Genomic DNA, 13899 nt, shown 5'->3' on the forward strand with positions numbered 1-13899 from the left:
ACGAAGACACGGAAGGAAGAGAAGAAATCCTCTCACAAAGACACAAAGACACAAAGACACAAAGATAGAGAAGCCTTTCATGGCTTCTTATCTCTCTTTTCTTCTTCGTGTCTTTGTGTCTTTGTGAGAGCATCTTCTTTTGGCGAGAGCCCGTAGGTTGCCGTGAGCGCGAGCGAACCCCAGCGCTCCCCCTGGTGGCGAAATGCCGGAAGAACCCCATGACCCATTGAAAGCATGTTCATGAGACGATGTACTTCAATTGGTTAGCGAATTCGCCACCAGTGTCAGGAACGAACCGCATCTGAAACCCATCCGCATCCTACCCGCAACGAATCGATCAGACGGGGATGATGCGGTTCGTGCCTCACCGCATCCTACGGCCCTGATTTGCCCAGGCGGTGTCGAAGCCTGCCGCGTCCTGGCTCCGGCGGGTGCGGCACACCTGCTGGAAGTCGTCGAGTATCTCGTTTGGTTCTTCCGCGATCAGGTCCTGCGCCGTGAGCAGGTCACCGATCGCGGCGAGATCTCCCGGCGGTCGTGACTCGGCACGCCGCAGCAGGAGAAAGGCCCGGTCCGTCGGCCGCGGGATGGCGGTTAGGGTCTCGAGCCAGAGGGCATCGGTCTTTTCAGCCATGCCGAGCGCGCTGCAAAAACTACCAAGGTTCTTCAGCGCTTTCGCCAAATCGGGCAGGAAGGCGGGATTCTCGGCGGCCAGGGCGCGGAAGTGCTCCAGCGCCTCTTCGGTGGGAGCCAGGGAATCCTGACGGCGCCCGAGTTCGCTGTAGCGGATGCCGAGGTTGTTGAGCGCGCTCGCCAGGCCGGGCCGGAAGGCGGGATTCTCGGCGGCCAGGGCGCGGCGAAGAGCGACCGCCTCTTCGGTCGGCGCCAGGGCCTTGTGACGGCGCCCGAGTTTGCTGTAGTGGCTGCCGAGGTTGTTGAGCGCCATCGCCAGGTCGTGCCGGAAGGCGGGGTTGTCGGCGGCCAGGGCGCGGAAGTGTTCCACTGCCTCTTCGGTGGGCACCAGGGCCTCCTGACGGCGCCCGAGTTCGCTGCAGATAACACCGAGGTTGTTGAGCGCGCTCGCCAGGCCGGGCCGGAAGGCGGGATTCTCGGCGGCCAGGGCGCGGCGAAGCGACACCACCGCTTCGGTGGGTGCCAGGGCCTCCTGACTATTGAGCGCCCCCGCCAGGCCGGGCCGGAAGGCGGGGTGCTCGGCGGCCAGGGCGCGCAGTGCCGCGATACCCGAAGGTCCGGCATCCAAGCAGTGCTGCCAAAGCGTGTTCCACAGATAATGGTGGCCTTGAGGTGCTTGCCCGGCATCCAGGAGCGTCCGGCAGTGCGCGACGAGCGCGACGGCCAACAGCGAGGCCCGTGCGAATTGCGCGTCCAACTCCCGCGCCTTGGTCGGCGGGTGCAACAGGGTCACCAGACGCTGATGCGAGAGCCGGTAGACGGCGCGCCCGCCGGCGCCGTCCTCGACGATGTAGCGGCCGGCGGCGCCGAGGATCCAGTCGACATCGGCGGGCGCGAAGCGGTGCTCCGGCGCCAGGGCCGTCGCGCACAGGGGCCACAGATCGTCCGGCAGTCCGCGCCCGTAAGCCCAGGCGAGCGCGGTCAGGAGCGCGCGGGCGCGCCCCGGCTGGTCGAGCCGCGCGAGATCGCGCTCCAGCGCCTCCTCAATGCTGCGGCTGAGGCCGCGCTCCCAGTCCGGCCGGGCGGTGTCGATCGGTTCGGCGCGCAGTTGCGAGGTCACCACCTGGGCGAGCAGGAAGGCGCCTTCGTCGCTCCCGGCGCTGAGGGCCAGGATGGCGGCGGCGACCTTTGCCCCATCCATGGCGGGCGCCGCGATCGGCGCCAGCCGCGCCAGAACATAGTCTGTGACGTCCTGTCGGGTGGACGCCGCGAGTGCGGCATCGCCCAGGTCCAGGAGATGGTTGGGCGCCAGGGCCTGGCACAAGGTGGGCTCGCCCTGCGCGCGCGCCGGCAGGTCGCGCGTCGCCAGCAGCAGACGGCTGGTGCCGGCGAGCAGCGCGATGACGTCACGGGCGATGGTCCAGGCATGGCTGCCGGCCTCGTCCAGGCCATCGATGACGATGAGCGGTGGCGTGTCCGCGCGTTCGAGTGCATCCAGCAAGGCGCCGCGGCCGCGGGTTGCGCCGTCCGGCGCGGGCGCCAGCACCCCGCGTCGCACGAGCTGCTGGTCGATCTCCGCGACGACTTGCTCGACGGTCAGCCGCCGGGCGTGGACTTGCGCGGCGATGCTGCCCGCGCCCGGATCGGCGGAGGTCAGCGGGCCGTCGCGCAGCAGACGTGCCCGCTGGCTCGGCAGCGACAGGCTGACCAGCCGCCCCGCGATGGCGGACTTGCCGCAGCCGGCCGGCCCGGTGAGGACGAAGACGCCGGTGTTGCCCGCGTGTATCCAGTCGACCAGCGCGGCGAGCGGCGCCTGACGGCCGGTGAAATAGACCCCGTCCTCGTCCGGTGCGCGGCCCTCGGCGGCGAGCCGCAAGTGCTCGACGATCTGTTCGGCGGCATCCGGGTCGAAGTGGGGGTTGGGGAACATGGGCCAGGCGTCGCCGTATCCGGCCGTCTTGGGATGTTGGCCCGGGTCGTCCCACTCTTTGACCAAGGCATCCATGATGTCGTCGCCGCGTACGCCTTCGTTGTGGGCGCTCCAGCGCCGCTGCAGCGCGGCCAGGCGCGGGCCGTGCTCCAGCAGACGCAGGAGGCGCGCGACGAGCACCCCGTCGCGTGCCCGCTCGAAGTCGCGGCTCGCGGCGAGCACGCCGAACCAGACCTGGTGCGGCGTGCACTCACGCTGGACCTGGTCGACCACACGCTGGGCCTCCAGCACGCCGGAGCCCGAGAAGCAGGTATCGAGCAGCAGCAGGACTTGCGTCGCGCCGCAGCGGGCGAGGTAGCTCGCCAAATGACCGGCGGTCAGCTCCGGTGCCGCGCCGCGTTCGGTATTCCTGGCGATGAGGTGCAGACCGCCCTCCGGGAGCAACTCCCCGTGCCCGGACCAGAGCAGGACCACGGCACTTCCCCTCGGCAGACTGTCCTTTTTCAACTGCTGCTTGAGCGCGGCCCTGGCTTCGTCCTCGGTCGGATCGGTGACTGGCTCGGCCTGAAAGCCGCGCTCTGCTTTCAGGTAACAGGCCAGAGTCTGGACATCCGCGACGGCGTGCGGCAGGGCCGGCAGGGTGCCGGCGTCGTAGCGGGAGACGCCGATGCCGAGAAAGCGCCGGGGCAACCCGCTCATTGGGCCGTTTCCGGGTTCCAGACGAGCACGGGACAGGTCACCGGCGCGATGCGGTGTGCGGCCGTGCCGATCCCGCCGATCTCGACGCTGTAGCCGCCGGGCGGGAGTGGACTCAAGGTTGCGGGCTCGCCCGGCGTGAGCAGGCGGCGCGCCGCTTCCCGGCCCGCCTCGTCCCGGATCAGCGCCAGCAGGCCAACGCGGCTGCCGTCGGCCGTGTCCGCGCGAAGCGCGATGGGCTGACCGGCGAGCACCAGGTCGTCGATGCGCACCGTCAGCTCAGTCAGGCCGCCGGCCTTGTAGGGCTCGGCACGGGCGCCGAGGACGAATTCGATCTCATCGAGTACGCCGCGGTTGCTTTGGAGCGACCCGTGGCGCTCGGCGGCGGAACGGATAGCGGGGTCGTTGGGACGCCAGCGCGCGGGGGTCGCGGCCAGGCGCGGGACGGTCCCGTCGCCGCCCTCGTCGTTGCCCTCGATCGTTTCGAGCGCGCGGACCCGACCGTTGCGCAACTGTGCCGTAGTCGCCGTCGGCTGGCGAAAACCGACGATGGGATGCAGGTCGTAGGCAGCGGACTGCTGCGCGTCCAGATCGGTATGGAAGCGCATGGCGTCGGCGGCCATCGCAGTGGACAACTCGGGCAGGAGCACCTCGGTGGTCTTCGCCAAACCGTCGTCGGTTTCGATGCAGGCGTATTCGGGGAGCAGTTGGTAGAGCGACGGCAGACTGCGGGCGAATCGCGTGAGCCTGGGGGCCAGCCGTCCGATTGAGATGCCGTAGCTGTCCACGAGCTTCAGCTCGACGCCGTTGACGAGCGTTTCCAAAGCATTGAGCGCGCCGCGATGGGGCGTGCCGAGCGTGATGAGCTTGCGGGTGATTTCGGCGCCGCCCTCGCGCTCGATATACCAGCGGGCGACCAGACCGCCCATCGAGTGGCAGATGAAGGTGACCTTCGCCTCGCGCAGGCTGGGCTGCTGAGCGCGCCATTTTTCCAGCGCGGGCTCGACGACGGCTTTGAGCCGCCGCGCGTTGTAGCGGTTGGACAGGCGCCAGTCGTAAGGGAAGGGCAGGAAGCGTGCTGCCCATGATTCCGGGCAGCACCACGATCAGGTCGTCCAATCTCTCCGTCATGTGTGCGACTCCCAGTCTTCCCGCGTGGTCTTGACGCGATATAGTACAGCAGCGTTCATGGGCAGGAAGTGGTCCTGCTCCGCCGCGGCAGTTCCTCGGTCCGGCCGATGCACGGGAGTTGCGCACTGGCCGAGGCTTAAGCCGAACCAGGGCCACCCAGATGCGAAGTCGACCGGCGAACAGCCGTGGAAGGAACATCAGTCACCCAGGACGAAGCATGTCCCCCGTGGGAGCGGCGTCCCGCCGCGATGCGGTGCCGGGGTGACTACAAGGCTGCGGCTCCGCGCCCGGCCCGTCGCGGGGGGACGCCGCTCCCACAGGGTTGCATCAAGGCCCCGATGACCAAGTCGCAAATGAATGATTCACCGGACTGCTCGACTGGGATGCGGGAGTTGGTTCCTGCCGTTTCGCTTGCCGCTGGAGCGGTCTTCGCCGGGGCGCCCTGGCACCGGGGTCTGGAGCCTGCGGTGATCACCGTATCGGGGGCTGGACAATCCGTCTGGAGCTATGCACAACTCGCCGAGCAGTCCGCGGCCCTGGCGGCGCGGCTCCGTGCGCAAGGCTTGCAGCCGGGCCACTTGGTGGCGGTGCCGGAACGGCCGGGGACGCACCTGATCTTGATGCTGCACGCGTTGGCCCAGTGCGATGCGGCGCTGTTGCCGATCCGCGCTGCGGCGGATGACCCGGCCGGCGATGCGCTGTTGGCGGGGACCGGTGCCGAGTGGGTTTGGCGGGCCGCCGGCACTGATGGCTTGAACGGCGGTCGGCTGGTTCGCCTGGCGTTGCCGCCCGTGCGGGTGACGCCGGGTGCGGTACCAGGGTCCGCGCGCTGGTCCTCACCGCTGGCCCTGGTGGTGGAGACCAGCGGCAGCAGCGGCGCCCCGCGGGCGGCGATGCTGACTCAGGGCACTGTGCTGGCGGCGGCGGCGCTGAGTAATCGGCATCTGGACCTTCACGGCGGCGATACCTGGCTGTGCTGTCTGCCGCTGCGCCATATCGGCGGGCTCTCCATTCTCTATCGCTGTGCTCGGGCCGGGGCCGCGGTGGTGCTCCATGACGGGTTCGACGCGGGTACGGTGGCCGCCGCTATCGCGTCGCGGGCCGTGACGCACCTGTCGCTGGTGCCGCCGATGCTGGCGCGCCTGCTTGCCCTGGGGCGCCCGCCGCCTGTGACTGTGCGGGTGGTGTTGGTGGGCGGGCAGTCGCTCAGTCCGCCGCTGGCGCGGCAGGCCATCGCGGCCGGCTGGCCATTGCACATGACTTACGGGATGACCGAGACCGCGGCGCAGCTCGCGACCTCGGAGCGCCTGGTGCAGGCTCCCGCGTCCGGAGTCATCGGCCCACCCCTGGCCGGGGTCGAACTGGACTGCCCGGCCTGCGCGGACGGGTCCGGGCGGCTGCGGGTGCGCGGGCCGGTGGTGATGGCGGGTTATGCCAATCCGCAGCGGATGCCCGGCGTGGGGTTGGCGGACGGCTGGTTCACCACGTCGGATCTCGCCTGCCGGGGGCCGGACGGCGCGCTGCATATCCTGGGGCGGGCCGATGAGGTGCTGGTGACCGGCGGGGTCAATGTCCATCCGGGGCGGGTGGAGTCGATGCTGGCCGAGGCGCCTGGCGTGAGCGAGGCGGCGGTCGTCGGTGTCGCGGACCCGGTGTGGGGCCAGCGGCTGGTCGCACTCTATCGTGGCGAGGCGACGCCGGCGGCACTCGACGCCTGGTGTCGGGTCAGGTTGTCGGGAGCGGAACGTCCGCGGCTCTTTCTGCCGCTGCCCGAGTTGCCCGTGCTCGCATCAGGCAAACTGGATCGGTGCGGGTTGCGCGCGCTGGCGCAGGCGGCGGCCGGGTGAGCGCGGAGCCGTTGAATCGCGCGACCCCTGGTGGATGCGGCGCGCGCGACCGACGTGCGGGGTCTCTGGCATCGAATGGCGCGCCTTATCCACCCTACAGCGGAACTGGTTTCGTAGGGTGGATAAGCGTAGCGCATCCACCATCAGCCTGAGCGCCGACTGCCGGCCGTGTTCAGTCCGCGCTCAGCGGCAACCGTGTCCCGGCTTCGTCCTTCAGCAAGACTCCCGACAGCTTGCGCCGCCTGGCCTCGTCCAGCAGATAAGCGAGTTTGTGGGCGGCGGCCTCATGGCTCAGACCCGCGGCACGGATGTTGGAGATGCAGTTGCGCTGGGCGTCGGTGACACCGATGCGGGGTCCGTAGGTCAGGTAGGCGCCCAGGCTGTCCGGGGAGCTCAAGCCCGGCCGCTCGCCGATCAGGATCACGACGATGGCGGCGCCCAAGACCTGGCCGATCTCGTCGCCGATGGCGACCCGCGCCTGCGCGACCAGCGAGACCGGGCCGAGGTGCCAGCCGGCGGCGAGCAGCCGGGGGGCGATCTGGTCCAGGAAAGCGACGGCGTTCTCGTGGATGGCGCGGGCGGAGAGCCCGTCGCCGATGACGAAGGCCAGCTCCGGCGGGGCGGCGGCGTGGGCCGCCAGTGCGGCCAGGGTCTCCCGCGAGGGTTCAGCGAGTCGGCGCCCCAGGTCCGGCCGCTGCAGATAGGTCGCGCGGTCCGGTGCCGCGCTGTGCAGGCGCACGGTTTGGTAGCCGCGGGTCTGCAGGTCGGACGCGACGCCCGCCTGGTCCAGCGGCAACTGCACCGCGTCGCGCGCTTGGGCATGGGCGAGCTGAAAGGCCAAGTGCGGCGCGGTGGGCAGACTGCCGCCGGCCCGGCCCAGGGCGATGCGGGCAGCGGTGAAGCGGCGCAGGGTCTCCCAGTGGTTGGCGACGACCGGCTGATGGGGCACAAGCGGGTTGGTCATGGTGTGCGCTCCGGGGCAATCTCAGGTGAGTTGGGCCAGGGTGCGCACGAAGGGCTCCGGCAGGGCGCTCGTGACCGCCACCCGGTTGTTCCCGTCGAAGATCCCCAGATGGTGCAGCCAGGCTTCGAACTCCGGGGCGGGCCGCAGCCCCAGTACCTGGCGGACATAGAGCGCGTCGTGGAAGGAGGTGGTCTGGTAGTTGAGCATGATGTCGTCCGACCCGGGGATGCCCATGATGTAGTTGCAGCCGGCCGCCCCCAGCAGGGTCAGCAGCACGTCCATGTCGTCCTGATCCGCCTCGGCGTGGTTGGTGTAGCAGACATCGCAGCCCATGGGGAGGCCGAGCAGTTTGCCGCAGCAGTGGTCTTCCAGTCCGGCGCGGATGATCTGCTTGCCGTTGTACAGGTACTCGGGGCCGATGAAGCCGACCACGGTGTTGACCAGCAGGGGTTTGAAGTGACGGGCGACCGCGTAGGCGCGCGCCTCCAGCGTCTGCTGGTCCACACCGTAGTGGGCGTTGGCGGAGAGTGCACTGCCCTGGCCGGTCTCGAAATACATGACATTGTCGCCCAGGGTGCCTCGCTTGAGTGACAGGGCGGCGTCCCGCGCCTCGCGCAGCAAGTCGAGCGTCACCCCGAAACCGGCATTCGCCGCCTGGGTGCCGGCGATGGACTGAAAGACCAGATCGACCGGCGCCCCCTGGTTGATGGCCTCGAGTTGGGTCGTGACATGGGCAAGCACGCAGGACTGGGTGGGGATGCGGTAGCTCTGAATGATATCGTCGAGCATCCGCAGCAGGGTGATCACCGCGGCGGTGCTGTCGCTCGCCGGGTTGATGCCGATCACCGCGTCGCCGCTGCCGTAGAGCAGGCCGTCGAGGATACTCGCGGCGACTCCGGTGGGATCGTCGGTCGGATGATTGGGTTGGAGTCGGGTCGCCATGCGTCCGGCCAGGCCGATGGTATTGCGGAACGCGGTGACCACCCGACACTTGTGTCCGACCAGGATCAGGTCCTGAATGCGCATGAGCTTGGAGACCGCCGCCGCCATCTCCGGCGTCAGGCCCGGCGCCAGGGCGGCGAGGGCGGCTGCGTCGGCCGTGTCGCCCAGCAGCCAGTTCCGGAAGTCTCCGACCGTCAGATGCGCCACCGGGGCCAGGGCCGCCGGCTGATGGGTGTCGATGATCAGCCGCGTGACGTCGTCGGACGCATAGGGCACCACCGTTTCGTTCAGGAAGGTGGTCAGCGGCAGGTCGGCGAGTACCATCTGGGCGGCGACCCGTTCGGCGGCATCCAGGGCCGCGATCCCCGCGAGCTGGTCTCCGGAGCGTGCCGGGGACGCCTTGGCCAGCAGGTCACAGAGGCCGTTGAAGCGGTAGCTGGTCGTGCCGATGGTGTGGCGGTAGACGGGCATGGGGGCTCCGGATGAACGGGTTATCCTGCGGCGGCCCCGACCATGGTTCCGGCCAGGCGCGTCGGTCCGCACAGCGGACGGTAAGGCCGCGATCCGTAGGGTCCGCTGTGCGGACCAGCGGCCGCGGTGTCGGTACGATGGCCGGGATGATGATCAAGGCCCCTGCGGCGTCGATACATCGCGCAATCAGTCAGGCCAGAAATCCCGGCTCAGTATGTCATCGATCGCGTAGGGACATTCGGTCGGAAATATTTCGTCGCCAAGCCCGGTTTCATCCGCGGCCCATTCCACCGCTTCGCGGTAAGCATCAGGCAGTTCCTCGGCCAGGAAGCGGCGCAGACTTGGGTTTTCTTTGAATAGCCGCGCGATGTCACTGCGTTGGGTGCGGATCGTCCCTTTCCAACTGTTGGAGCGCGCCGCGGATTGAAATTGCCATTTCAACAAATGGGCCATGAGCACACGCAAGCGTCGGAACAATTCGCGCCGTTCGTTTCCCATCTCGGACTCGAGTTCCTGAATCAAGTGCGTGATATCCAGCGCGCCGAGTGCGCCGGATCTCAATAAACCAACTTGCTGTTCCAGCCATTCAAAGCGATCGGCCTCATGCAGTGTCGCGACGCTCATTGAGTCAACCTCCGCCTCGGGTCCTTGATCATCTTGGTACAAAACACGGCCAAAAGCCGCTACGCGAATCCGCTGGTTTGGATGTTAGCCGCTGGGCGGGTGAGCTACAAGGCCGGGGCCGTGCGCCTCCGACACACGTCTGTAGAGAGTCCCGATGGACACCTGCCGAGGCTGCTTCGCACACAGAGCGCACTGAACCTAACCGCGGTTCGGCACCGGACATCCGGTTTGCAGCGTCCTGATGACCAGGAGTCCGGCGAAATTTTACAAAATTAGAAAATAGTGGCGATCGATATTTACAAAGAGAAGTCTCCTGCTACTATTTGAGCACAGATTGACAATGATCGAGGTGTACCCTGGTGGAGATCGACTCAGCGTGGCCGAGAACGAGACTTTGGACTTCCTTAAGCCGGGTGGCTGGTTCCTCCAGCCCATGAGGGCGGACGCCATGTCTGCGATTCTTGAGCTCGCCCCCGTCGCACTCGGCCACCGCCTGACCGAAGCGCGCAAGACGGCCGGCCTGACGCAGCAGCAGGCGGCTGAGCAGCTTGGGGTCAGCCGCCCGACCTTGATTGGAATCGAGAAAGGCACGCGCAAGGCGAGACCGGAGGAGATCGTCGCCCTGGCCGGGATTTACCGGCATTCGGTCCATGACCTGATGCGTCAGGGCCAGGACACACCGGCGTTGGAGCCGCATCTGCGCGCCGCGCTCGGCACCGACGACTCGCCTGCGGTCGCGGCGGCGATCCAGACCTTGCAAGCCTTCGCGAACGACTATCAGGCACTGGAAAACCTGGCAGAGACTGAGCCGTTCCGCGACTTCCCGCCGGAGGCGACCCTGCCGCGCCGGGCGGATCTGCGCGCGTTCGCCGAAGATGTCGCGATCCGCGAGCGCTCCCGGCTTCATTTGGGTGATCAACCGGTCTTCGATTTGCGTTCGCTGGTCGAGCAGGCCGGGGTTCATTGCTTCTTTGGCGACATCCCTTCCACCCTGGCCGGGCTCTACGCCTTCGTTCCGCAGCTTGGCTACTGCATACTGATCAACCGCAAGCATCCGGCGGAGCGCCGCCGCTGGACGCTCGCCCACGAATACGCCCACTTTCTCGCCGACCGGCACAAGCCGGGAGTGGATTACATTGAGGACGCACGGCGTAAGCCGGTCTCCGAGCGTTTTGCGGATGCCTTTGCGGCCAGCCTGTTGATGCCGGAAACTGCCATCCGACGCGGCTTTCTCGCGGTGACCGAACGGACTGGTGACTTTCAGACCGCCGACCTGAGCCGGCTTGCTCACCAATTCCATGTCTCGGCCCAGGCGGCGGCATTGCGGCTGGAGCAGTTGGGGCTGCTCCCGAACGGTACCTGGGAGGCACTCACCGAACGCGGCTTCAAACCGGGGGCCGCCCGCAGACTGTTGGGTCTTGAACCCTCGCCGATCCATGAGGATGTCTACCCCGAGCGCTACCGTTATCTGGCGGTGCAGGCGTACGTTCGGGAACGCATCAGCGAAGGCAGTCTGGCCCGTTTTCTGCGCACCGATCGCGTCACCGCACGGGAGATTGTCGAGGCGACGCTGACCTCTCGGGACCTGGACGCGCAAGGACACGCCTGCGCGGTGCGGATCCCGGAGCAATTATCCCTGTTTGATCTTGCCTCTTAGTCTGGATATTCAAGCCTTGACCCGGATCGTCATCGACGCCTGTTGCCTGATCAACCTCGCGGCCGCGGACGCCTTTTCGACTTGGCTCCCCCACCTCGGGCTGACCTGGATGCTGCCTCAAGCCGTCGCCGACGAGGCGTTGTTTCTGCGCGGCTGCAATGACCAAGGCGAGCCGACGCGCGAACCGATCGACCTCGAACCGCACCTCGACAGCGGACTCTTCCAGCGCGTTGCGCTCGAAGGGCCGGCCGAGATGGCCGCATTCGTCGCCCATGCGCGCGGACTCGACGATGGTGAGGCGATGGCCCTTGCCATCGCGCAGTCCCGCGGATGGATGCTGGCGACCGACGACCGCAAGGCGATCGCGGTCGCCTGCTCGGTCCAGGTCGCCGTCCGCGGTACCGCGGATCTGATCAAACGTTGGGCGGATACTGCCGACGTCACGGATCTGACCATCGGGGAAACACTGCTGCGCATCAAGCGTCGCGCGCGGTATCTTCCAAATGTACGAGATCCGCTGTTCGACTGGTGGATGGGGTATTTGACCGGTGATTCCGGAGGCTAAGGTGATTTCCGGAACACCGGATACCACCCACCATCGGCTCGGATGTAGGTGCGACTTCAGTCGCACCGATTCAGACGCAGGTGCGACTGAAGTCGCACCTACACTCACCGGTATCCAAATTGTCGGAAATCGCCTAAGGTTATTTCCAGGATAAGGATCTACCGATGTGTGGGGGCGACCTTGATCGTAATCCCGGCCGGCGGTATGCGTAGTCAGGGCTTCCAGCCCTGACAGTGTCAGGCCAGGATGGCCTGACTACGCACCCGGCGCGCCCAAGTGGCCGGAACGACGATCAAGGCCGTGGGGGCGACTAAAGTCGCCCCTACATCCTGCGCAGTCGGGAGGTTCACTCCTGGGAATTGCTTCAAGTCCGACAGTTCTGCTAGCCGCCACCCAGTTCCGCCTCGGCCCGCGCAATGGCTTCAAACTCTTCTTCCGGAGCCTGCGCAACGAGGTGATGCCGGCTGTAGAAGAAGAAATAGGCGACCATCACCGCATAGAAGCCCGCGGCGTAGAGCACGACCCGCAAGTCCACCAGGAAGCCGGCAGCGAATGCCGTGATGGCCAAGACCAGGGCGATGCCGGAGGTCAGGATGCCGCCGGGGTGCGGTAGGGGCGGTCGAGTCCGGGTTCACGACGCCGCAGCGCGATATGCGCGGCGGTCATCAGTACATAGCTGATGGTCGCGCCGAAGACCGCGACCAGGATCAGCAGGTCGCCCTCGCCGGTGAGGGCCAGCAGAAAGCCGATGGTGCCGGGGATGATGAGTGCGACCCAGGGCGTTTTGTGGGTGCCGGTCAGCGACAGGAAACGCGGCAGATAGCCGGCGCGGGACAGGGCGAAAAGCTGGCGGGAATAGGCGAAGATGATGGAGAAGAAACTCGCGACCAGGCCGGCGAGCCCCACCAGGTTGACGAAGGCGCTGATCCAGGTGCGACCGCCGTAGGCCGTGGACGCTTCCAGTGACTCGACCAGCGGATTGCCACTGGCCTGAATGGTGGCCGAGCCGGCCTCGCCCGGACCCACGACCAGGATCGAGGCGGCGAAGAACAGCAGGATCAGCATCCCGACGATCAGTCCCTTGGGCAGGTTCTTCCGGGGGTCCGCCGCCTCCTCGGCGGCCAGCGGCACGCCCTCAATGGCGAGGAAGAACCAGATGGCATAGGGGATCGCCGCCCAGATGCCGATGTAGCCGAAGGGCAGGAAGGCGCTGGCGCCGACGGCGGTCGTCGGCGCAATGTCGAACAGGTTGGCGGCGCTGAAATGGGGGATCATCGCGACCACGTAGACCACCAGCGCCGTGGCCGCGACCGCGGTGATCAGGAACATGAGTTTGAGCGCGGTGCCGGCCCCGTAAATGTGGATACCGACGAAGACCGCATAGAAGGCCAGATAGATCGGCCAGCCGCCGACGCCCAGCAGCGACTGGGTGTAGGCCCCGATGAAGACGGCGATAGCCGCCGGGGCGATGGCGTACTCCAACAGAATCGCGGTGCCGGTCAGGAAGCCGCCGACCGGACCGAAGGCGCGGCGGGCGAAACCGTAGCCGCCGCCGGCCGTCGGGATCATGGACGAGAGTTCCGCCAGGGTGAAGACCATGGTGGTGTACATCACGGCCATCAAAATGGTGGCGATCAACAGCCCGCCCCAGCCGCCCTGTTTGAGCCCGAAGTTCCAGCCGGCGAAGTCCCCGGAGATCACATAGGCCACCCCCAGTCCCGCCAACAGCACCCAGCCGGCCGCCCCGGTGCGCAGTTGTCGGTGCTCGAAGTAGCTCGCGTCGACCTTCTCGTAGTCGGCACCGTGGACGTGGATATTGGGTTGATCGGCCATGTGTCATGTCCCGTGGTTGGCGCAGTATGCCGCGATCACAGGCTGAAGCGTTCCTGCCGGTTGCACTTTGCTTGCGAATCGGGCGGTTCGCCGGGTCGCTGCACCGCCGCGGTGCGGTTGGTCGGCGTAAGGACCGCTTGCAGCCCTCAGGACACAGTTAGAGCAAACTTCAGGCCACCACGCCTACCCGGGCGGGCAGCGCGTTCGCGTCCCAGGCTGTAGCCTTGGTGCGGCGCTGGACCAGGGCTAACGGCCATGGAAGGAACATCAGCTACCTCGGACGATGAATGGCCTCCGTGGGAGCGGCGTCCCGCCGCGATGCGGTGCGGTGGTGACCGCGAACGCTGCGGCTGCAGGCCCGGCCCCATCGCGGCGGGACGCCGCTCCCACGGGGTCGGTGCGCGATTTTCATGGTAACGACCATGGCGCCCGCGTCACCCCGGAACATGAACGTCCCCTCGACCGCTGCGTAGTCAGGGCTTCCAGCCCTGACCGTTCCAGTCCCGACGCCGTCAGGCCAGGATAGCCTGACGACGCACTTTCACGGTAAAGCCCTGGACTCCGGGCATGGCGTCAGCCCGCGCCGGCTTCCCCGCTCTGCGCCGC

General features: G+C 67.3%; 10 protein-coding genes. 3 read left to right on the top strand and 7 right to left on the bottom strand.

Annotation, left to right across the window (positions count from 1 at the left end):
• Positions 1-364 precede the first annotated feature (364 nt).
• Both QZY03_RS26460 and QZY03_RS26465 read right to left on the bottom strand, forming a co-directional pair.
• Entirely contained in the window at positions 365-3262 is a 2898-nt protein-coding gene (locus QZY03_RS26460; RefSeq protein WP_295586339.1) for a tetratricopeptide repeat protein, read from the bottom strand.
• On the bottom strand, positions 3259-4329 hold the full coding sequence (locus tag QZY03_RS26465; RefSeq protein ID WP_295586360.1) for a hypothetical protein: 1071 nt from the start codon (positions 4327-4329) through the stop codon (positions 3259-3261). Before QZY03_RS26465 ends, QZY03_RS26460 begins: the two co-directional genes overlap by 4 nt.
• A gap of 414 nt (positions 4330-4743) precedes the next feature.
• Here QZY03_RS26465 and QZY03_RS26470 point away from each other — a divergent pair, with 414 nt between their 5' ends.
• Positions 4744-6237, top strand: coding sequence for an AMP-binding protein (locus tag QZY03_RS26470; RefSeq protein WP_295586341.1), 1494 nt, complete (start codon positions 4744-4746; stop codon positions 6235-6237).
• A 172-nt stretch (positions 6238-6409) separates the two neighbouring features.
• On the opposite strand, the gene eutC is transcribed toward QZY03_RS26470, so the two are convergent.
• The 3 genes from eutC to QZY03_RS26485 form a co-directional block, all read right to left on the bottom strand.
• A complete protein-coding gene (eutC, locus tag QZY03_RS26475; RefSeq protein ID WP_295586344.1) occupies positions 6410-7201 on the bottom strand; it encodes an ethanolamine ammonia-lyase subunit EutC in 792 nt (263 codons plus the stop codon).
• 21 nt (positions 7202-7222) lie between these two features.
• On the bottom strand, positions 7223-8614 hold the full coding sequence (locus QZY03_RS26480; protein ID WP_295586346.1) for an ethanolamine ammonia-lyase subunit EutB: 1392 nt from the start codon (positions 8612-8614) through the stop codon (positions 7223-7225).
• 186 nt (positions 8615-8800) lie between these two features.
• Positions 8801-9238, bottom strand: coding sequence for a DUF29 domain-containing protein (locus QZY03_RS26485; protein WP_295586347.1), 438 nt, complete (start codon positions 9236-9238; stop codon positions 8801-8803).
• A gap of 448 nt (positions 9239-9686) precedes the next feature.
• Here QZY03_RS26485 and QZY03_RS26490 point away from each other — a divergent pair, with 448 nt between their 5' ends.
• Positions 9687-10895 carry an XRE family transcriptional regulator gene (locus QZY03_RS26490; protein WP_295586349.1) on the top strand — a complete coding sequence of 403 codons (1209 nt, stop codon included), beginning with the start codon at positions 9687-9689 and terminating at the stop codon, positions 10893-10895.
• Positions 10879-11460 carry a hypothetical protein gene (locus tag QZY03_RS26495; protein WP_295586352.1) on the top strand — a complete coding sequence of 194 codons (582 nt, stop codon included), beginning with the start codon at positions 10879-10881 and terminating at the stop codon, positions 11458-11460. The genes QZY03_RS26490 and QZY03_RS26495 overlap by 17 nt, the downstream gene beginning before the upstream one ends.
• Positions 11461-11842: 382 nt before the next feature.
• On the opposite strand, the gene QZY03_RS26500 is transcribed toward QZY03_RS26495, so the two are convergent.
• Both QZY03_RS26500 and eat read right to left on the bottom strand, forming a co-directional pair.
• Positions 11843-12028 (bottom strand): hypothetical protein, encoded by a 186-nt coding sequence (locus tag QZY03_RS26500; RefSeq protein ID WP_295586355.1) that lies wholly within the window; start codon positions 12026-12028, stop codon positions 11843-11845.
• Between the two features lie 20 nt (positions 12029-12048).
• The gene (gene eat / locus QZY03_RS26505) at positions 12049-13293 is read right to left on the bottom strand and encodes an ethanolamine permease (protein ID WP_295586358.1); all 1245 of its coding nucleotides are present in this window, start codon (positions 13291-13293) and stop codon (positions 12049-12051) included.
• Positions 13294-13899: the final 606 nt, after the last annotated feature.

Source organism: uncultured Lamprocystis sp. (assembly GCF_903933125.1).
In the GTDB taxonomy this organism is placed as follows: Bacteria; Pseudomonadota; Gammaproteobacteria; order Chromatiales; family Chromatiaceae; genus Thiodictyon.